Genomic DNA, 21,280 nt, shown 5'->3' on the forward strand with positions numbered 1-21,280 from the left:
ATTAAAGATACGAAAAACTTTGAAGAGTTATGTAATTGGCTGGGAGTAAAATAAATGAAGCCCATTTTATGGGCTTCATTATTCTAATTGGGTGATTCCAAGGGGATTCGAACCCCTATCATAGGAACCGGAATCCTACATTCTATCCAGTTGAACTATGGAACCTTATTTGAATGGGAACAAATATATACATTTTTTATGAAGCCTCCTAGGTGATATGTTAAAATGGCTCCGTGTTTATGGGTGGAATTAGAGGTGTGAAATTGGGTTGGAGTATTGATGGTTTTTTATGTTGATTTTGTTTTTGTGTATCTTGTTGTAAGATAGATGTTTGGTTGATGTGGGTGTGTTGTGGGTGATATGTGTTGTGATATAAGATGAATTCGATGTGATCATTCTTTCTGTCTGAAATAAAGGAGCAGCGAAGGAAAATATGTATCTTTGAGTTGATGTTTTTATTGAATTCGTATAACACATTCTTAAAGAGAAGGAGATAGTATTTTGAATCAACCTTTGGCCGAAAGATTACGCCCACAGAATCTAGATCATTATTTTGGTCAGGAGCATTTGGTGGGTCCTAATGGTCCTATTCGCAAAATGATCGAGAATAAGTCCGTTTCATCGTTTATTTTATGGGGGCCTCCTGGAGTGGGGAAAACCACTTTGGCTAAGATTGTGGCGAGATTATTGGAACGACCTTTTTACGAGTTGAGTGCTATAAATTCAGGAGTAAAGGATGTTCGAGAGGTGATTGATAAGGCAAAGAAGCAGCGTTTTTTTGATACGCCTAATCCGATCTTGTTTATTGATGAGATTCATCGTTTTAGTAAGGCGCAACAAGATTCTCTTCTAGGTGCAGTAGAGCAGGGGGTGGTGACGTTGATTGGTGCGACTACTGAAAATCCCAGCTTTGAGGTGATATCTCCTCTGTTGTCTCGATGTCAGGTTTATGTGTTGAAGCATGTGGATGCTTCGGTATTGAAGAAAATTGTTGATAGGGCTTTAGATGAGGATCGATATCTGGCTTCTTTATCTGTTGAGATTAAAGAGTATGAGGCATTGTTGCGTTTTTCTGGTGGTGATGTACGTAAGCTTTTGAATGTGATCGAAATCGTGGTTAATGCGATGGTCTCTCAAAATGATACGGATAAACTTGTGATTGATAATGATGCTGTTCAGAAGAATTTACAAGAGAATTTGGCTCTCTATGATAAGAAAGGAGAGATGCATTATGATATTATCTCTGCTTTCATTAAATCGGTGAGAGGTGGGGATCCTGATGCTTCGGTGTATTATCTTGCCCGAATGTTGGAGGGGGGAGAAGATGTAAAGTTCATTTCGCGTCGATTGGTGATTTTGGCTTCGGAAGATATAGGGTTAGCAAATCCGAATGCATTGCTTCTTGCTAATGCAACTTTTGATGCGGTACATAAAGTGGGAATGCCAGAGTCTCGTATCTTACTGTCGGAATGTACGATCTACTTGGCTACTTCGCCTAAGAGTAACTCTGCATATAGTGCCATCAATGAGGCTATTGCTGAAGTTCGTCGTACGGGTCATTTGCCTGTCCCATTACACCTGCGTAATGCTCCAACTAAGTTAATGTCTGATCTCGGATATAAGAAAGGGTATAAGTATTCTCATGCTTATGATGGGAATTTTGCTGACCAGCAGTTTCTTCCTGAAGGGTTGCAGAATGGCCGTTTCTATACGCCGCAAGAGAATGCCCAAGAGAAGAAGATTCTCGAACGTTTAAGGAAGTGGTGGAAGTCTAGGTTTTAAAAAGGAGGCTGGGTGATGTGCAGGGTATGACACACAGATGAAATAGATTTAAATGGAACCACTAAGACACAAAGGCTCTAAGAAAATATGGCCACGGATTTAACGGATTAGAAGGATTTTTCTTTGAATTTCCATACTTGGTAGAGACACAATGATTGTGTCTAAAAAATGATAACTACAGATTTAATTCACCACGAAGGTGCAAAGACACGATGGGATGAAGTGCACGGGATGGAATATGGATGATACAATAGATGAACACTGGTTCTTATTTAATCCAACCTAATTGTAGTGGTTTGGTTTGCCAAATGTTTTGATTGTCTAGATATAACAAAAGCATAAAGATGACTCTATGCTTTTGTTGTTAATTATAGCATGGATTGATTATGACTCTTTGGTGTAAGCAATCTTAGGGATGATACGATTCAATATTTTTTGATAAGCTATTGGAGTATAGATTCCAATAGTAATTATTATTAGTAGCATTTGTCCAAGAATATAGAAGCCGTCGTTAAATATATCGATCTCTTCAGAAAATGTAATTAGCTGTTCTTCGCTTTTTGCTTCGAAATCTTTAATGTATATCTTTTTAACCCATAAGCTGAAAAATATTGAGCCTAGTCCTAATGTCAGTATTGAGCCAACAAATGATAGAAGTAGGTATGGGATATAGCTAGTAAAGTGATTTTTGAATCCTAGCTTGTAGTCTTTATAATTGAATCTTGCATACCAATGGTAGAGATAGGCAGTAGATATGATTACGAAAGATATAAGCAGTAGATAGAATATTGCAAACTGTGCGTCTCCAGATAGGTCGAATGAGAATGGAATATTTATATCCAACATGGCGATGGCAAGAAATGCGTAAATTGAGCACATTATAACCGATATAAATATCGTCATTGCTTTTATGCAACCTCTGAATTGAAGTGGTTGCCCTTTATAGGTTGTGTTCGCCACGAGATATTCATACTTCTTCTTAAGGAATAGTGGAAATGCTAAACCCAAAGTTATGATTGTTATGACACTGTAGATTAGTGCTATCTTTAGGTAGTCTTTCAATATGCCATGAAATTCCAGTACTTCATTGTCAATCATTATACCCTCTAGAATTCCTTTGACCATTTTAAATGATAAGAAGGATAAACTAAGCCAAGATATTATTCTTGTGAGTTGTCCTAGTGAGGTGGACAGGTATATGTTTGAAATTGGAATGATTGGCGGTGTGTAAATGTATATTATGATAATGATTGCAAGGATCATCGGTAAAATGCAGTTACGTAGAGAGATATTGGCTGTAAGATTCTTTTTCATGGTAAATGTTAATAGTTATATGATAAAAAACAAATTTATGTATAAAAAGTAATAAGTAGCCTTCTGTGCTAAGCTTTATCCATAAAAGTTGGCGATTTTTATTATAGAGAAGAGACCGGCCTTAGATTAAAAAGAATCCCAAAGACACTAAGCTACGAAGGGTTGAGGTGTATGGGAGATGTGGCCACGGATTAAACGGATCTTTCTTTGAATTTCCATACTTGGTAGAGACACAATGATTGTGTCTAAAAAATGATGACTACAGATTTAAATAAGTCCAAAGACACGATGGGATGAGGTACACGTGATGGAATACGGATGATACAATAGATGAACATTGGTTCTTATTTTATCCAACCTCATTGTAGTGGTTTGGTTTGCCAAATCTTTTGATTGTCTGGATATAACAAAAGCATAGAGATGACTCTATGCTTTTGTTGTTAATTATAGCATGGATTGATTACGACTCTTTGGTGTAAGCAATCTTAGGGATGATACGATTCAATATTTTTTGTTGTGCGATTGGGAGGTAGATTCCGATGGTAAAGATTGTAAGGATCGTTTGTCCTAGTAAATAAATACCATCTTCTTTAATATCTAATTCTTCAGAGAAGGTAACAGTGCTTTCTTCATTTGTAGCCTCTAAGTCGTTTATATATTTTTTTGCAATCCATATGTTCAGAAATGGAGTTACTAAACCTAAAGAGAATACTGTTCCCAATATTGTCAACAACCATGGTGTGATATATGCGCTGAAGCTTGATCTAAAGTGGAAGTTGTAGTTTTTGTAGTCTATATTTGCGTACCAGTTATATAGATAAGCGGATATAAAACTAATTAAGACAAGGATAAGAGGATATACTATAACTAAGGGAAGGAAATTTGATCCACTTGGAATATTGCCATTTTTTAATTGAGTTCCAGCTATTATCGATATTGTTATGAATGCAGCAAGGTAGATTATCATGAATATTACCATTGCTTGGATTTTGCCTTTAAACTTAAATGCCTCCTTTTTGTATGTTGTATTATCAATAAAAAAGCACTGGCTTTTCTTTATCAATAGAGGTATTGTAATTCCCACTGTAATCATGGATAAAAGAGTATAGCCAATCAATATTAAGAAATATCTGCCTAAGGATCCATCGAATTTTAATGGTTCTTCTTCAATAAATAGTCCATTGATAATACCTTTCCTCATGCAGAAAGATAAACTTATAGCAGATGCAAAAAAGGCGATGAATGATAGAAAGCCATAAGCTACATAACTACTTTGTGGATTCATTGTAAAGATAAGTGTTGCATATGTGATGATCATAAAGATCATTGGAATAATGCATCCTTTTAATGAAATGTTTGAGGATAGATAATTTTTCATTTAGTGCGTAATTAAATTAATATGTATTTAAATATATGTTAAAAATATCAAATTATGAAGGGCTTATGGTTTTAGATTTTAGTTTTCAATGAATGTACGTCTTTAAAGAAAATATTAAATCGTATGAGATTCAAAGGGATGAAGGTGTATTTGTAATGGCTTTAAATAAGAAATTGGTGATTGCGTTTTCTTGATTTGACGTAATTTTGTGACACTATATTTAAATCTATGGCAAAATGAATATTCTATCCATTATCCTAATTGGGATTGGGCTTTCTATTGATAGTTTGGCTGCAAGTGTTACTATGGGAGCATGCAGTGTGGATATCCGACGACGAGAAGTGTTTAAAGTGGCATCATGTATGGCTTTTTTTCAAGGTGCTCTTCCTTGTCTTGGCTGGATTGTTGGATTCGCTTTTAAGGAGCAGGTTCAGGCTTGTGATCATTGGATTGCTTTTCTGTTGTTAGCAGTCATTGGAGGGAAACTCTTTTATGATGGTTTGACACATGATGGGGAAGATGGATGTAAAGAGACCCTTTTTACAAATAGTATATTGGGGCTTGTTGGTGTTGCCGTAGCCACAAGCATTGATGCTATGATATTAGGTGTTGGTTTTGCGCTGATTGAGATTAATATTGGACTCACTATGTTTATTATTGCATTGACTACATTTATGTTTTCATCTGCAGGAGTTTATCTTGGTAAGAGATTGGGAAATCAGATGAATGGAAGCATTGAGATGTTTGGTGGGGTTGTGCTTGTTGGATTGGGGGTAAAGATTTTAATTACTCACCTCTATTTTGTTGGGTGAATAGGGAGTTTTTTGCGACCTTTGTATTCTGAGAATATTAAATATAGATAGATATGATTGGTCAGTTACCTAAAATAAAGCATACCGATAGTGGTAATTTCTTCTTATTAGCAGGGCCTTGTGCTGTGGAGAGTGAGTCTTTGGCAATGCATGTTGCGGAAAAGATGGTAGAGATAACCAATAAACTTCGTATTCCTTATGTTTTTAAGGGGTCGTTTAAGAAGGCAAACCGTTCACGCTTGGATAGTTTTACTGGTATCGGAGATGAGAAAGCTTTGAAGATCTTACGTAAAGTGAGTGAGACTTTTGATATTCCAACAGTGACAGATATACATACGGAAGCGGATGCGGAGATGGCTGCTGCTTATGTTGATGTACTTCAGATTCCGGCTTTCCTATGTCGTCAGACAGACCTTTTGGTTGCTGCGGCAAAAACTGGTAAGATGGTGAATATCAAGAAGGGTCAGTTTCTTGCAGCTGGTTCAATGAAATTTGCAGTGCAGAAGGTTCGTGAAATGGATAATCCGAATGTGATGTTGACTGAAAGAGGTACGATGTTTGGATATCAAGATATGGTTATCGATTATCGTGGTATTCCAGAGATGCAGGAGAATGCATGTCCTGTGGTTCTTGATATTACACATTCTCTACAACAGCCTAACCAAACGAGTGGTGTGACTGGAGGAAAGCCTCAGTTGATCGAAACTGTAGCAAAAGCTGGAATTGCAGTTGGGTGTGATGGTCTGTTTATCGAAACGCATCCAGATCCTTCTAATGCTCTTTCTGATGGTGCTAATATGTTACATTTAGATAAGATGGAGAGTTTATTGACCAAGTTGGTTCGTTTACATGAAGTAACGCGTGAGTTTTAGGTTGATATCAATATCAATTGAATTTATTCGTTGGGCTATTTGATTGTGTTGTTTATCTGTCGTTAAAATATCCCCGAAGGGAAAGCTATAATACCATTTATGTGCCTTGTCTAAACAAAATAAATTCGCAAGTTTTTATTGCTCATTGCATAATTCAATTGGTCTATTTTATATGGTAAAGAGAGAGGTTGTTCGTTAGTGAGCAGTCTCTTTTTTTTGGTGTGCCATGCATGTAAATTAACTAATCGGTGCAAGTCCGTAGTGGAGGTTTGTAGAGCCAACCACCTAGCAGAAGGCAAGGGTGCTTATCGTGAGGTATAACCTGAAGGAAGCCGTATGCAAAACTCTGATCCGAGGTATACGAATCTCATTAGGCGGTATATAACTGGATAAGCTTGCCAAACAAAGTGAAGTCCGAATTCTACACGGAGTTTATACCGTAGATGTGGCGGATAGATGGAGTGAAAGTTAATTTCCTTACCATGGGAGGTCTCACAGATGGATACAGTGTATTTTTTTCCTGTCCATTCACAAAAAGTTAACTGTGAGAAGTCAGCCGAGGTCATAGTACTGTATCCACTTTACAGGAAGGACTGAATCTTAAATTGTTCATAATACAGACTGTTACCTAATGAAGGGATCAATGCAGAAAATATCGGAAGATAGCTACTTGAGTGAAGGTAGAGCGGAACTCGATAATAACTCAAGAGCGCACACTTTCAATGGGATAACTGAAGCCATTATGAAAACGACCATTACAACAGATAATTTATTAGAACGAGTCCTAGAATCAGATAACCTAAATAAGGCTTATTTACAGGTTTATCGAAATAAAGGGAGTCATGGAGTTGATGAGATGCAGGTGGAATCCTTAAAAGATTATCTCAGATTTCATCGAAAAGTTTTAATAACAGAACTACGAAAAGGTAAGTGTTAACCCGATGGCGAATTATCATTATTTCATGCGGCATATTTGATCGGAGTTTTTGAAGAGCAAAGCGTATGAATATGCTAATACGAGGAAAAAGTATTGGCGCATTTCATTTCAAAGAGTCCAATTCTACAAACGACTATAACGAATAAGAATTTGGAGAAGGCAGGCTATATTACGCTAAGTGATTATTATCAGAAAGTAAAGTCGTGATTTAGGGAGTCGCCGTATACGAGACCCGTACGTACGGTGGTGTGGGAGGTGTACTGGAAGATTAAATATCTTCCAGCCATCTACCCGATTATTGAAAAGTGTAGGAATAAAATCCATGTTTTGAAAATCAGAGTTCTTTTATCGCTATGGAGAAGGCAAATTAAGGAAGGGTGTTATATTAATTTGTTCTTGTTAAGTCTATTTTTTGATTGTCCTTAGTTTGTCTATAGAAAAGGAAAGATTGTGTTTTAAAACTTTTAAGGCCTTTTTCTATGAATATATTCCAATGGTATGGATTTTAGATGGATGCAAACTAAATTGTGTTGAATAAAGAGTTTTATTCGTATGTTGTATAATATGTGAGGGGTAATTGCTTGTAGTGTTGGTTGTTATGGTGTTTCTTTTGTGAAGTTGTTGTAAAAGATGTATAATTATTTCGAAATGAAATATTTCAATCGAATGTGTTGATTTGTGATTGTTTTTGTCATAAAAAGGATTTATCACTTCATAAATGTAACTGTATCTTATACAATGGGCTTCATCTTTTTATGAAGACTGGAAGTGTTAAATAAATGTTAATAAACGGTTGAGTGTTGGGAAAGACACGAATTAATTTGTTTATTCGAACTGTTGTTGAGAAATAAATTATGAATGAATTAGGCTATGATTTAGTCTGAACATTTTGCTTGAGAGTTTGTTGTTGTTTGGGAATGATCTATGTCTCATCTGTGATTTTTTATAGATGAATGGTAGAGAGTAAAGAACAGTTCTTTTGTATGAAAAGAGCTTGTTTTGATTGATTAATGTTGAGAAGAAAAATTAATCCCAAAATATTTGTTTTATTATGGACAATAAACTTCAACATCTGACGGATAAGTTATATCAAGAAGGTGTACAAAAGGGGAAGGAGGCTGCAGATGAAGTTCTTTCTAATGCAAAGAAAGAAGCAGCCGATGTTATCAATGCAGCAAAGAAAGAAGCTGCTGATATTGTAGCTAAGGCCCAGAAACAAGCTGCAGACTTAAAAGAGACTACGATCTCTGATTTACGAATGGCATCGAATCAAGCCAAAGAACGTCTTAAGTCGGAAATTATTTCCCTTATAGATGGTAAAGTCGTATCAGAGCCAGTTACTTCTTCTATGATGGATGTATCCTTTGTACAAAAGGTGATCGAATCATTAATTCTAAATTGGTCTTCTAGTGATAATCCAGAGATGGAGATACGTGTTCCAGAAGCGATGTTTACAGAGTTGGAGACAAAATTGTCTAGTGCAGTTAAAGACGCATTAGAGAAAGGTTTCTCTGTTAAACCAAGTGGAACATTAACTAGTGGATTTGAGATGGCTCCTGCTTCAGGAGGATTTAAGATGCGTTTTACAGATTCTGATTTTGATGCTTATTTTCAAGAGCAGTTGCGCCCTAAGGTTGTTGAATTGTTATTTGAGAATAAATAATTGAGGAGGATATCATGAGCAATTATTACAGTTTCGTAGCAGGATTGCCAGAGATACAACTTCAAGATGCAAAAGCGTATCATACCACATCTTCTATAAAAGAGTTGCTTTCAGAGACCGTCAATGAGAAAGACTGGAATCTATTGGCTTACTACTATGGAAAGTTCGATAACCAAAACTTATTAGTTAGTTTAGGTGCTGTGGAAGGGTCGTGGGATCATCGAGGAAATTATAGTGAAGAGGAGGTCAAAGAGATGTTAACGGCATTTCAAGAAGAAGAGGATCCTCGCCACATTAATATTCCTAGTTGGTTTCGTCGATTTATTCCCGCATATCAAACGAATGACACACTGTTTCCAAATATGTCATGGGAAGATCAATTGACGACGGTTTATTATGAAGCCGGAATAGATTGTTCTAACGGATATATTGCTGAATGGTTTAAGTTTCAGTATAGTGTTCGTAATATTATGACAGCTATTCAATGTCGTAAATTTGAATTGGATCGAACTATTTATGTGTTAGGAGAAGATGAGTTTTCATTGAAACTGAAGACAAGTAACGCTAAAGATTTTGGTGTCACCGTGGAGTTTCCGTATGTTTCTCAAGTCATGAAAGTGATGGAGATGCCAAATTTCTATGATAGAGAGAAAGCATTGGATGCGTTGTATTGGAACTATATAGAGGAGAATACATTCTTTTTCTATTTTAGTTTAGAGAGGATCTTTGGATATCTTATACAGCTTGAAATGATCGAAAGATGGAGCGGGCTGAATGAGGAAGAGGGTATGGTAGTATTTAGAGAGTTTGTTAACCAGTTAAAGTCATCTTTCCGTTTTGAAGATGAGTTTTCATTAAAACGCTAATATTAAGCATGTCAACAAAAGGTATAGTAAGAGGTATTATTGCCAACTTAGTTACAGTGGAGGCTGATGGTCCTGTTTCGCAGAACGAGATATGCTACCTAGAAACCGCTGGCACCAAGCTGATGGCTGAGGTGATTAAAGTAACTGGCAAGAATGCTTATGTCCAGGTTTTTGAGAGTACACGAGGGCTGAAGATTAACGATAAGGTGAACTTTGATGGTCACATGTTGGAGGTAACTTTGGGCCCAGGTATTCTATCAAAGAATTATGATGGACTACAGAATGATTTAGATAAGATGGATGGGGTATTTCTTCAAAGAGGAGATTATACTTATCCTTTAGATAACGATAAATTATGGGACTTTAAGCCTATTGCAAAAGTAGGTGACAGTGTTCAAGCTGCTACATGGCTTGGTGAGGTCGATGAAAATGGTCAGCCTCATAAGATCATGGTTCCATTTGTTATGAACGGTAGCTTTACGGTGAAGACTTTGGTTGACGCTGGACAGTATAGTATTCATGACACCATTGCTGAGCTTGAGGATGAACAGGGTAAACTACATAAGGTTACTATGGTTCAGAAGTGGCCTGTGAAAAAACCTATTAAAGGTTATAAAGAGAAACCACGTCCTTTTAAACTTCTAGAGACAGGTGTTCGTACTATTGATACGATTAATCCTATTGTAGAGGGGGGTACTGGATTTATTCCTGGTCCTTTCGGTACTGGAAAGACCGTATTACAGCATGCTATTTCAAAGCAGGCAGAGGCCGATATCGTAATTATCGCGGCTTGTGGTGAGCGTGCAAATGAGGTGGTAGAGATCTTTACCGAGTTTCCTGAGTTGGATGATCCACATACAGGACGTAAATTGATGGAGCGTACTACCATTATTGCGAATACTTCAAATATGCCAGTGGCATCGCGTGAAGCTTCGGTATATACCGCAATGACTATTGCTGAATATTATCGTTCGCAAGGATTACGTGTTCTTTTGATGGCCGATTCAACTTCGCGTTGGGCACAAGCTTTAAGAGAGATGTCGAATAGATTGGAGGAACTTCCAGGACAGGATGCTTTCCCAATGGACCTTTCTGCTGTTATTGCGAACTTTTATGCTCGTGCTGGGTATGTTTATTTGAACAATGGAGCCGTAGGATCGATTACGTTCATCGGAACAGTATCTCCAGCAGGGGGTAACTTGAAAGAGCCAGTAACAGAGTCGACAAAGAAAGCCGCACGTTGTTTCTATGCACTTCAACAGAGTCGTGCAGATAGTAAACGATATCCTGCTGTAAATCCAATTGATTCGTATTCGAAGTATCTTGAGTATCCTGAATTTGAGGCATATATTCAAGATCGTATTGGCGACAATTGGATTCCAATGATCAACGAGGTTAAAACAATTCTTCAGAGAGGTCTTGAGGTGAGTGAGCAGATCAATATTCTTGGTGATGATGGTGTACCAGTTGATTATCATGTGACATTTATGAAGTCTGAGATGATCGATTTCGTTATATTACAACAGGATGCTTTCGATGCTATTGATATGATGACTCCTATTGTACGTCAAGAATATATGTTGAACTTGGTGATGAGGATTGTTCATACTGACTTTAAATTTGACTCTTTTACAGAAGTGTCAGTTTACTTCAAGCGTTTGATTAATAAGATGCGTCAGATGAATTACTCTGAATTCGAAACGGATAAGTTTAAAGATCTTGAAAAGGAGTTATTTGATCTTGTTGCTGAGAGAGCTGTATTGTAGTTCGTGACATGAGTTTTTAATCATAAAAAAGAGTGAAATGGCAACAAAAGCTTTTCAAAAAATATATACAAAGATTACTGCGATAACCAAAGCAACGATCACTTTGAAGGCCCAAGCGGTTGGATATGATGAGTTGGCTACGGTGGATGGGCGATTGGCCCAAGTGGTAAAAATGATGGGCGATGATGTGACTTTGCAGGTATTTGGTGGAACCGATGGTATTCCGACAAATGCTGAAGTTACTTTCTTAGGTAAATCGCCGACATTGAAGGTAAGTGATCAATTGGCTGGTCGTTTCTTTAATGCTTTTGGTGATCCTATTGATGGAGGTCCTGCTATTGAAGGTAAAGAGGTGGCTATTGGAGGTCCTTCTGTGAATCCTGTACGAAGAAAGCAACCTTCAGAATTGATCGCAACAGGTATTGCAGGTATTGATTTGAATAACACATTGGTTTCGGGGCAGAAGATTCCTTTCTTTGCTGATCCTGATCAACCTTTTAACCAAGTGATGGCAAATGTAGCTCTTAGAGCAGAAGCCGATAAAATTATCTTGGGTGGAATGGGTTTGACAAATGATGATTATTTGTATTTCCGTAATGTATTTGAGAATGCAGGTGCATTAAATCGTATTATTTCGTTTGTTAATACTACGGAGAACCCTCCTGTAGAGCGTCTTTTAGTCCCAGATATGTCTTTGACAGCTGCAGAGTATTTTGCCGTTGAGAAGAATGAGAATGTGTTGGTGCTATTGACCGATATGACATTGTACGCTGATGCATTATCAATTGTGTCAAACCGTATGGATCAGATTCCTTCTAAGGATAGTATGCCAGGATCACTTTACTCAGATTTGGCGAAGATTTATGAGAAGGCAGTTCAGTTCCCTGAGGGTGGTTCAATTACCATTATTGCGGTAACAACATTAGCTGGTGGTGACATTACTCATGCTATTCCAGATAATACGGGTTATATTACTGAGGGGCAGTTATTCTTGCGTAAAGATACTGATATTGGTAAAGTGATTGTCGATCCTTTCCGTTCATTGTCTCGTTTGAAGCAGTTGGTGGCAGGTAAGAAGACGCGTGAAGATCACCCACAAGTGATGAATACCGCGGTTCGTCTGTTTGCTGATGCTGCCAATGCAAAGACAAAGATGGAGAATGGGTTTGACCTAAGTGATTACGACGAGAGGACTTTGGCCTTTGCGAAAGAGTATTCGAATGATTTGCTTGCAATTGATGTGAATATAAATACCACTGAGATGCTAGATAAAGGCTGGGATCTATTCAGTCGTCACTTTACTCAGGATGAGGTGGCTATGAAGCAAGAGATGGTTGATAAATACTGGCCAGAGGCTTAGGAGTGATATTTCATCGGTTGTTTACCTTAAAAACAGAACATTGTGGCTATAAATTTTCAATATAATAAAACTTCGCTCCAGAAGTTAGAGAAGGACCTTAAGGTTCGTGAGCGTGCATTGCCTACGATCAAGAGTAAGGAGTCGGCTCTACGTGTGGAGGTGAAGAAGGCCAAAGATGAGGTGAAACGACTTGACTTACAGTTAGAGACTGCCATGAGATCGTACGATAGTATGGTGGCACTGTGGGGAGAGTTTGATACGTCACTGATTCGTGTTCGCGATGTTCGAATGTCGGTAAAAAAGATTGCAGGGGTTATGACTCCTGTCTTGGATGGGGTGGATTTTGAAATCACACCATTTAGCCTATTCAGTACTCCATTGTGGTTCTTAGATGGTATGGAATTAATAAAAGAGTTAGCAAAAGTGGGTATCGAGCGAGAATTTTTTGCTCGTAAGATGGGACTGCTTGAGTATGCTCGTAAAAAGACTACGCAGAAGGTGAATCTTTTTGAGAAGGTTCAGATACCTGGTTATGCGGATGCCATTCGTAAGATTAAGCGTTTTATGGAGGATGAAGAAAATCTTTCAAAGTCGGCACAGAAAATCGTGAAGTCGCGTCAACAAAATATAGAGGAGGAAACGTTATGATTGTAAAGATGAAGAAATTTTCCTTCCTTCTTTTTCATAAAGAGTATGAATCATTTTTAGAACAATTACGTTCTATTGGATTGATTCATGTGAATGAGAAAGAGGGTGGAGTAGAAGATCCACAATTTGACGAAACAATCCAAGAGTTGTCGCGGGTAGATGCCTTAGTAAAGGAGTTTGTAAAACTCAACGGAGATAAAAATACGCTAGAGGATTCGGCTGGCGTACAGAAATATGAGAGTGTAGATACAGTTCTTGAAGCTTATAATAAGCTTGTTGAAGAACGTGATACACTAGTGGCAAGACAACAACAAGTAGAGAAGTTCAAAGAGGTTTGGTTGCCATGGGGAGATTTTGATATCTCGAAATTAGAGAAGTTAAAAGATGCAGGTTGGAACCTTGAGTTCTACTCTTGTAATTCACGTGATTGGAATGATGAATGGGATGATAAATATGACATTCTTAACGTTGCTCAAATTGGTGTGAATCGATATTTTGTTGTGATTTCTTCTGCTGAGGATACCGTAAGTATTGAGGCAGATAAAGTTGAACTACCTGAGATCTCTTTTAGTGAATCGAATAGAGAAGCAGATATAGTAAAAGACAAAATAGCTTTAATTGAAGAACAGTTGGTTCGTCTTACAAAGGTAGGATTACCATTGCTTGAAGATTATCAATTGGAGATACAAGATCGTGTTGATTTTGCTAAAGTACGCTTGAATGGAGATAAGATGGCGGAGAACCATGTCTATCTACTCGAAGGATTTGTTCCTGAAGAGAAAGCGGATGAGATAAGAGCGTTCTTGGAGAAAGAGAGAGTTTATTATGAGGAGAGTGCTCCCTCTTATGAGGAAAAAGTTCCTGTATTGTTAAAGAACAATCGTTTTGTGCGTATGTTTGAGATGATCGGAGACCTCTACTCTTTGCCTAAATATGGGGAGTTAGATTTGACACCATATTTTGCACCATTTTATTTATTGTTCTTTGGTTTCTGTTTGGGAGATGCAGGTTATGGATTGTTATTAATGATTCTTGGTTTTGTATTTACTCCTAAAACTACTGGTGCAACCAAGAGTGCAATGCAACTATGTAAGTGGCTTGGAGCTTCGACGATTCTATTTGGATTGATAGGGGGTACTTTTTTTGGTATTAACCTTTATGATGAAGGCTGGGGATTCTATGGTAATTTGAGTCAGATGCTGAAAGCGCAAGGGAAGACCATGAATGATCACCTGTTTAACTTGGCTTTGATTTTTGGAGCCATTCAGGTTATTTTTGGAATGGTACTGAAAGCCGTGAATGAAGCCAAACAGTTTGGAGTTCGTTATGCTGTTGGAACAATTGGATGGATTACTCTTTTTGTTGGATTAGTTCTATCTTACTTCCTTCCATCCTTTGGCGTTTCCGAAGGATTCGTGTCGATTTTCAGATATGTAGTGGTTGGATTTTGGGCATTGGTTTCTCTGTTCTTTAGTAATCCAGATCGTTCTATTTTTGCGAATGTAGGTGCAGGAGTGTGGGATAGTTATAATATGGCAACAGGAGTGATGGGAGATATTCTCTCTTATATCCGTCTGTTTGCATTGGGTATCTCGTCTTCAATTTTAGGATTTGTATTTAATAATCTGGCAGTTCAGTTTGCACCAGAGAATATAGTAGGCAAGATCATTGTGATGACAATAATTCTTATAATTGGTCACGGATTGAACTTGTTTATGGGGGTATTAGGGTCATTTGTTCACCCTGTACGTCTGACATTTGTGGAGTTCTATAAGAACTCTGGTTTTACAGGAGGTGGGATAAGATATAACCCTTTCCGTAAAAGAGTAAAGTAACGTTTGAAATAAGAAAATAAAAAATAATTCATAAAATAATTTTATCATGGAACCTATTACATTAGCGTATATCGGAGTTGGATTAATGTTGGCACTTTCTGGAATTGGTAGTGCTTATGGGGTAACGATTGGAGGTAATGCATCTGTAGGTGCAATGAAAAAAAATCCTGATCAGTTTGGTAGCTATTTGATGTTGTCAGCCCTTCCAGGAACACAGGGTCTTTATGGTTTTGCTGCATTCTTCGTGTTCTTAAACTTTGGTGATGCATTAAATCCTGAAACAATCGGTTGGTTACAAGCATCAGGTGTATTTGGTGCTGGTCTTGCGGTAGGATTAGCTGGTTTGTTTTCAGCAATTCGTCAAGGACAAGTTGCTGCAAACGGTATTGCTGCTGTTGGCGCAGGTTATGATGTTGCAGGTAAGACTCTAATTCTTGCTGTATTCCCTGAGCTTTATGCTATTGTAGCTTTTGCTGCTGCATTTATGATTAATGGTGCAATTGGATAAACTTCTATAGATTGTCAAATTTATCGAAGGGTGCTACATCTGTAATAATGGTGTGGCACTCTTTTTTTGTATTCCATTCAGTGTTAGGGGTATTCGGAGTGTAATAGAGTGTAAAAATGCCAATGAAGCATGTTGATCATTGGCATTTGTTTAACCTAGTTGGACTTCATGTAATTGGAAAGAAGGTCGGGATACTGTAGATCGTAATCTTTTACTTTTTGACGCTTCATTTCTAATACGATCTTTAATGAATCGATTGTTTTACGATAATTGGCGTTACGGTATTGATTATTTATTTCGTGAGGATCATTCTTAAGATCGTAGAATTCCCAAGCAGGTTTGCTATTTGGATGGCCAAAGCTATGGGTGTCTAAGTTCATTCCATAGTAGTAGATTAGTTTGTAGTTAGGAGTACGAATTCCAAAATGAGCAGGTGTCATGTCACGATGCATCCAATAGCGATAGTATAAGAGATTCTCCCAGTCTGTATTTTCATCTTTTAAAACAGGAAGGAAACTTTTTCCTTGCATACGACTAGGTGTATTAATACCACACATATCTAGAATTGTTGGAGCAAAATCTACATTTGAGATGATGTGGTTTCGTTTCTGATCATGTGATAGTTCTTTTGGCCATTTTATCATGAAGGGCATACGAATGCCTTCCTCAAAGAACCATCTTTTATCAAGGTATTCGTGCTCTCCTAGAAACATGCCTTGGTCGGAAGTGTAAATGATAATTGTATTCTCTGTCAAGTTGTTTTGATCGAGATAATCTAATATTTTTCCAACCCCTTCATCTACTGATGCAACACACCGTAGATAATCTTTAAGATATTTCTGATAGGTTGCTTTGATCATATCATGTTCAGATAATCCTTCAATATCTAATGCTCCAGTTGGCCACTCCGTGTAATTATGAACGCTTGATATCTTTATTTGTCCTGACATTCGTTGAGCCAAACGATGGAGATCATTTTGTTTTACAATTGTCTCTTTTGCTCGATGTGTTTTGTCTTCGAAAAGGGATGGAGGTTCGGGTAGGGTAATACCCTTAAAAAGAGATCTATATTTGGGATGGTATTCCCATAATGCGTGTGGCGCTTTTTGATGGACCATGAGCATGAATGGACTCTCTGTGTCTCTGTTTTTTAACCATTTTAAAGAAAGATTCGTAATAATATCGGTTACGTAGCCTTTTTGTTTGACCATCTTACGATCCTCATAGGAGGTATCTTTATCATATCCTTTTACTTTAAATTCAGGATCGAAATAGTGACCTTGACTAGGTAGTACTTGCCATTGATCAAATCCAGTTGGTTCGCTATGTAGATGCCATTTCCCAAATATAGCAGTTTGGTAACCATTTTTTTGCATGATCTGTGCGAGGTGATCTTCTTTAGGATAGAAATGATCCTTTAACGTTCGTACATTATTGATATGATTGTATTGACCTGTGAGGAGTGTTGCTCTACTTGGTGTACAGATAGCATTGGTTGAAAAACAGTGGTTTAATAAAACACCTTCATTTGCAATGCGATCAATGTTTGGGGTTGGTGCTACTGAGGCTAAATGAGAACCATATGCTGAGATAGCATTGGTGGCATGATCATCTGCCATGATTACAATGATATTGGGTTGTGGTTGCTTACGATTCTTCGTGCATGACATTGAAAAACACGCAATAGCTGTTAATAGAAACGAATTTAGCTTCTTTGTGGCCATGTTGTATGTGGTGTAAATCAGTTATGAGAATCCAAATTTCTCATAACTGATGAATGAAAATTATTTGTTTACTATGCCTACAGGACGGTGGTTATTATCAATATCCTTTTGAAATAGTACTATTTGTTGGGTTAATTCTTTGACTAATTGAGGGTGTTTTGACGCAACGTTTGTTGACTCCATAGGATCCTTATCTATATTATAGAGTGCAACTCCAGTATACCCACCAACGTTATCTTGTGTTCCTGGCATTCCATCTTTTCCTACGGTACCTGGAATACGATAGTTATGGGCTTTGTGTAGTTTCCATTTTCCTTTACGAACAGCTTGAACATCTTTTTTATTGACAAAGAAGAAATAATTATAGGGTGTTTTAGCCCCTTTTTGTCCAGATAGTATAGGCCATATGTTTTTACCATCGATAGGGTTCATTCGAGGAAATTCCGCTTTGGTCATATGCATAATCGTTGGTAAGATATCCATTGCTGTAATCATTTGATCATTGACTATACCAGATGGTATCGTTCCTGGCATGGATACAATAAATGGAACTTTATGTCCTCCACCATAGACTGTACCTTTCCCTTCTCTAAGGTCTCCAGCACTTCCAGCATGGTTACCGTATGTAAGCCAAGGTCCATTATCTGACGAGAACATAACAATTGTATTTTTATCTATACCTAACTTCTCCAGTGTTGTGGTAATTTGTCCAACGGACCAATCTAGTTCCATTACAACATCACCGTATATGCCATTTCTAGATTTGCCTCTGAATTTATTGGACACACCAAGTGGTACATGTGGTTGTGAGTATGGTAGGTATAAGAAAAAAGGTTCTTCTTTATGCTTTTTGATAAACTCTACGGCTCTATTGGTAAAGTTGGTTGTCATCTGATTGACATCAGGGTTATATTCGATGACTTTTTCATTCTCGTATACGGGCAGAGGTGGGTAATCATGGTTTGGTTTAGGGTGAAAAGGCCACATGTCCATAGAGTATGGAATACCAAAGAATTCAGTAAAACCATGTTGGTTAGGCATAAATTCTAAATGATGTCCTAGATGCCATTTACCAAACATTCCTGTGTGATAACCATGTTGTTTTAGAAGGTCTGCAATAGTGATTTCATGACTACTCAATCCTTTATTGGAATTGTCATCTACGACACTTTCTAATCCAACTCTTTGTGGATAACATCCTGTTAGTAATGCAGCTCTTGAGGGTGTACATGATGCTGCAGCAACATAAAATGAGGAGAATAGTGTTCCTCTATTTGCTAGTTTATCAAGATTGGGTGTTTCGTTTACTTTAGATCCATAGGCTGCAATGTCTCCATACCCCATATCATCTGCGAATAGAATAATGATATTAGGATGAGAAGCCTCTTTCTCTGTTTTTTCACTTGAATATGAGAAGTAAGGAGCTGTGATTACAGCTCCTAGAAGTAATGATCTGGATATGGTGTTGGTTGTCATTTTTTTCAGTAGAGTTTTTGATTGTTAATTATTTTAAGATATCGAATTAATCCTTCTGTGTAATAGTAGTCTCCGTAGCTTAACGAACCATTTACTTCACTGCCTGCAAGATAGTTTCCTGTTGTGTGTTTGATAATGAAGTTTTCGTTGGTGCCTACTGGAGCTAAGTATTCAATTGAGGAGAGGCTTTTTAAAGCAATCTCAGCGATATTAAAGTATTTCTGACCGTATTGTTCGCTATATTCACTTAGTTCTAAGAGCGCTGAAGCCATAATTGCAGCAGCAGATGCATCTCTCATTGACTTTGGTTTTGGGCAAGAGTAATCCCAGTAGGGAACAAAGTCTTTTGGCATTTTAGGGTGATCTGTGATAAAGTTGGCAATGTTTTCAGCAAACTTAAGATACTTTGGATCTTTAGTTTCCCTATACATCATCGTGTAACCATAAAGCCCCCAGCTTTGTCCTCGGCTCCATGCTGCAGTGTTTGGATCACAAAAACCATTATTCCAATCCATCTTTCTAAACTCTCCTGTTTCTGGATCATAGTCAATAACATGTGGACATGAGAAATCCTTACGATAATGATATTTCATTGTTTGGTCTGCATGAGTTAGAGCAACCCTTTTAAGATTCTTGTCTCCTGATAATTTATATGCTTCATAGATTAACTCTAAGTTCATCATGTTATCTATGATGACAGGGAATTTCCAATCTCTTTTTTCATTGGCATTCCAAGATTGAATGGTTTTTGTTTTTTCATTAAACCTTGTTGCTAATGATTTTGCTGCTTGGATAACTACTTTTTTGTAACTGTTATTCTTTGTGAGTAACCAACCATTTCCATAACTGCAATAAATTCTGAATCCGACATCATGATCTTCTGTATTGTATTGTTCTTTTTCTAGCAATTGCGTTACTTTCTGGGCATCTTTTTGCCATTGGTCATTTCTGGAATATTCATATAAATACCATAATGTTCCTGGGTAAAATCCACTGGTCCAATCGCGTGATGGTTTGAGTCCTCTTTCTGTCGATCTCGGTGTCTGTTTAAATTTGAGAACTTCTGAGAGCATGTTTTTTGCATGTCCATTAATGGTGTTAAATGATTTGGATACCCATTTGGGGGTTTTGTCAAATGTTGACTTGATGTTATCTTTCTTAAGCTCGTTGTTACTACATGACAATAATGTGCAACCAATGATAAGCGATAGTATACCTTTCTTGATCATATTTAATGAGTGATTGTTATTCGATGTTAGTTATTAGACTTCTTTTCTGTTTTAACAAATGTATGTATGTCATGAAGAGATTCGTTTATGAGTTTCTCATTTTCTATGCTTTCAATACAGATATTGTTATAGTATGGTTGAGGCTAACTTAAAAGATGTTGAATTGAATGATTTGGTGAAATGTTGAACCATAGATCGTTTTTGTCTTTGTATGTTTATAAATTAACTCGTATTCAGTTGATAAGTTGATGTGCGTCGACTCACAAGAGTGTGGTTAGAGGTTGTTATTTTTGAAAATTGACACGTTATGATGTATTATTGGAATTATTATAAGTGAGATAAATTTATTAATTTAAGTAGGTATGATAAAAAGATCGGTTGCAACGTTTTTGATGCTAATGTTTGTAGGATTACAATTTGGATATAGTCAAGTTGGGAAGGGGGCACTGAAGAAACATTTCACCCATGAGAGTGTTACTTCTTTTGACCTAGAGAACTGGGGTTTTTATGGAATTGGCAGAGGTAAGAGAGATGTACATAAACAGTTTTGTATGGCTGAATCAGAGAAGTCAAGAGGCGTGGTGTTGATTAGTCCAAAGAGTTATGGAGAAGATGTTGTTTTACAATATGATGTTGTGCCTTTAACTTCTATGACTGTTGTCGTATCAATGCTTTCTGTATCGAATCATGGAAATAAAGACGGCCAATTGATTATCCCGAAAGACTATGATGGAGCTATTAGTATGTGGACAAAAGAGGTGGATGGCTATTTCTTTGCTTATCACAATCTCGCACATAATTATCCTCCTTTTGTGAGAAAAGTTCCAAAGAAGGGAAATGAATTTTTAGCGATGGCTAAGCAAAATGTAATGCAACCAGGTAGATGTTATCGTGTGGAAGTGGGGAAAGTTGACCATAAAGTTTGGATGAAAGTAGATGGTAAACTTTTATTTAATACCGTAGATGATAACGCTTATGGAAAAGGTCATATTGTTCTTCGTACAAGAGGTACCTTATGGTTTCCTGCCTCCGTATTGATTAAGAATATTGATATATATTCTCGTGATTAATGATGGTACAGATCTCTTGTTATTTAGATGAATCGCTTTA

The 21,280-nt window shown here is 37.3% G+C and carries 17 protein-coding genes and 1 tRNA gene; 12 read left to right on the plus strand and 6 right to left on the minus strand.

What is annotated here, in order from left to right; all coding sequences use genetic code 11:
* Positions 1 to 92: 92 nt before the first annotated feature.
* Positions 93 to 165: transfer RNA gene (locus K5X82_00840), tRNA-Arg, on the minus strand.
* 333 nt (positions 166 to 498) lie between these two features.
* On the opposite strand from K5X82_00840, the gene K5X82_00845 reads away from it, so the two are divergent.
* Positions 499 to 1,782 (plus strand): replication-associated recombination protein A, encoded by a 1,284-nt coding sequence (locus K5X82_00845; protein QZT39065.1) that lies wholly within the window; start codon positions 499 to 501, stop codon positions 1,780 to 1,782.
* A 384-nt stretch (positions 1,783 to 2,166) separates the two neighbouring features.
* Here K5X82_00845 and K5X82_00850 read toward each other — a convergent pair whose 3' ends face one another.
* A complete protein-coding gene (locus K5X82_00850; protein QZT37455.1) occupies positions 2,167 to 3,096 on the minus strand; it encodes a DUF898 domain-containing protein in 930 nt (309 codons plus the stop codon).
* 460 nt (positions 3,097 to 3,556) lie between these two features.
* A complete protein-coding gene (locus K5X82_00855; GenBank protein ID QZT37456.1) occupies positions 3,557 to 4,474 on the minus strand; it encodes a DUF898 domain-containing protein in 918 nt (305 codons plus the stop codon).
* A gap of 236 nt (positions 4,475 to 4,710) precedes the next feature.
* On the opposite strand from K5X82_00855, the gene K5X82_00860 reads away from it, so the two are divergent.
* The 10 genes from K5X82_00860 to K5X82_00905 all read left to right on the plus strand — a co-directional run bounded on the left by K5X82_00860 (position 4,711) and on the right by K5X82_00905 (position 15,741).
* On the plus strand, positions 4,711 to 5,286 hold the full coding sequence (locus K5X82_00860) for a manganese efflux pump MntP family protein (GenBank protein ID QZT37457.1): 576 nt from the start codon (positions 4,711 to 4,713) through the stop codon (positions 5,284 to 5,286).
* 53 nt (positions 5,287 to 5,339) lie between these two features.
* A complete protein-coding gene (kdsA, locus tag K5X82_00865) occupies positions 5,340 to 6,158 on the plus strand; it encodes a 3-deoxy-8-phosphooctulonate synthase (GenBank protein QZT37458.1) in 819 nt (272 codons plus the stop codon).
* Between the two features lie 643 nt (positions 6,159 to 6,801).
* Complete coding sequence (locus K5X82_00870; GenBank protein QZT37459.1) at positions 6,802 to 7,095, plus strand: hypothetical protein; 294 nt, start codon at positions 6,802 to 6,804, stop codon at positions 7,093 to 7,095.
* 1,051 nt (positions 7,096 to 8,146) lie between these two features.
* Complete coding sequence (locus tag K5X82_00875) at positions 8,147 to 8,758, plus strand: hypothetical protein (protein QZT37460.1); 612 nt, start codon at positions 8,147 to 8,149, stop codon at positions 8,756 to 8,758.
* 14 nt (positions 8,759 to 8,772) lie between these two features.
* Positions 8,773 to 9,624: a DUF2764 domain-containing protein gene (locus tag K5X82_00880; GenBank protein QZT37461.1), complete on the plus strand. Its 852-nt coding sequence runs from the start codon at positions 8,773 to 8,775 to the stop codon at positions 9,622 to 9,624.
* Positions 9,625 to 9,632: 8 nt separating this feature from the next.
* On the plus strand, positions 9,633 to 11,390 hold the full coding sequence (locus tag K5X82_00885) for a V-type ATP synthase subunit A (protein ID QZT37462.1): 1,758 nt from the start codon (positions 9,633 to 9,635) through the stop codon (positions 11,388 to 11,390).
* A 37-nt stretch (positions 11,391 to 11,427) separates the two neighbouring features.
* On the plus strand, positions 11,428 to 12,750 hold the full coding sequence (locus K5X82_00890) for a V-type ATP synthase subunit B (GenBank protein QZT37463.1): 1,323 nt from the start codon (positions 11,428 to 11,430) through the stop codon (positions 12,748 to 12,750).
* A 42-nt stretch (positions 12,751 to 12,792) separates the two neighbouring features.
* Complete coding sequence (locus K5X82_00895; GenBank protein ID QZT37464.1) at positions 12,793 to 13,398, plus strand: V-type ATP synthase subunit D; 606 nt, start codon at positions 12,793 to 12,795, stop codon at positions 13,396 to 13,398.
* An 8-nt stretch (positions 13,399 to 13,406) separates the two neighbouring features.
* Positions 13,407 to 15,233: a V-type ATP synthase subunit I gene (locus K5X82_00900; protein QZT37465.1), complete on the plus strand. Its 1,827-nt coding sequence runs from the start codon at positions 13,407 to 13,409 to the stop codon at positions 15,231 to 15,233.
* A gap of 46 nt (positions 15,234 to 15,279) precedes the next feature.
* Positions 15,280 to 15,741, plus strand: a complete 462-nt coding sequence (locus K5X82_00905; protein QZT37466.1) for a V-type ATP synthase subunit K — start codon at positions 15,280 to 15,282, stop codon at positions 15,739 to 15,741.
* A gap of 155 nt (positions 15,742 to 15,896) precedes the next feature.
* Here K5X82_00905 and K5X82_00910 read toward each other — a convergent pair whose 3' ends face one another.
* From K5X82_00910 to K5X82_00920, 3 genes are read right to left on the minus strand one after another with little or no spacing between them, the layout of a single operon-like run.
* On the minus strand, positions 15,897 to 17,465 hold the full coding sequence (locus K5X82_00910; GenBank protein QZT37467.1) for a sulfatase: 1,569 nt from the start codon (positions 17,463 to 17,465) through the stop codon (positions 15,897 to 15,899).
* 60 nt (positions 17,466 to 17,525) lie between these two features.
* The gene (locus K5X82_00915; protein ID QZT37468.1) at positions 17,526 to 18,941 is read right to left on the minus strand and encodes a sulfatase; all 1,416 of its coding nucleotides are present in this window, start codon (positions 18,939 to 18,941) and stop codon (positions 17,526 to 17,528) included.
* Positions 18,942 to 18,946: 5 nt separating this feature from the next.
* Positions 18,947 to 20,170 (minus strand): glycoside hydrolase family 88 protein, encoded by a 1,224-nt coding sequence (locus K5X82_00920; protein ID QZT37469.1) that lies wholly within the window; start codon positions 20,168 to 20,170, stop codon positions 18,947 to 18,949.
* A 362-nt stretch (positions 20,171 to 20,532) separates the two neighbouring features.
* On the opposite strand from K5X82_00920, the gene K5X82_00925 reads away from it, so the two are divergent.
* The gene (locus K5X82_00925; protein QZT37470.1) at positions 20,533 to 21,240 is read left to right on the plus strand and encodes a hypothetical protein; all 708 of its coding nucleotides are present in this window, start codon (positions 20,533 to 20,535) and stop codon (positions 21,238 to 21,240) included.
* Positions 21,241 to 21,280 lie beyond the last annotated feature (40 nt).

It is taken from the genome of Prolixibacteraceae bacterium, from assembly GCA_019856515.1.
Taxonomy (GTDB): domain Bacteria; phylum Bacteroidota; class Bacteroidia; order Bacteroidales; family Prolixibacteraceae; genus Halosquirtibacter; species Halosquirtibacter xylanolyticus.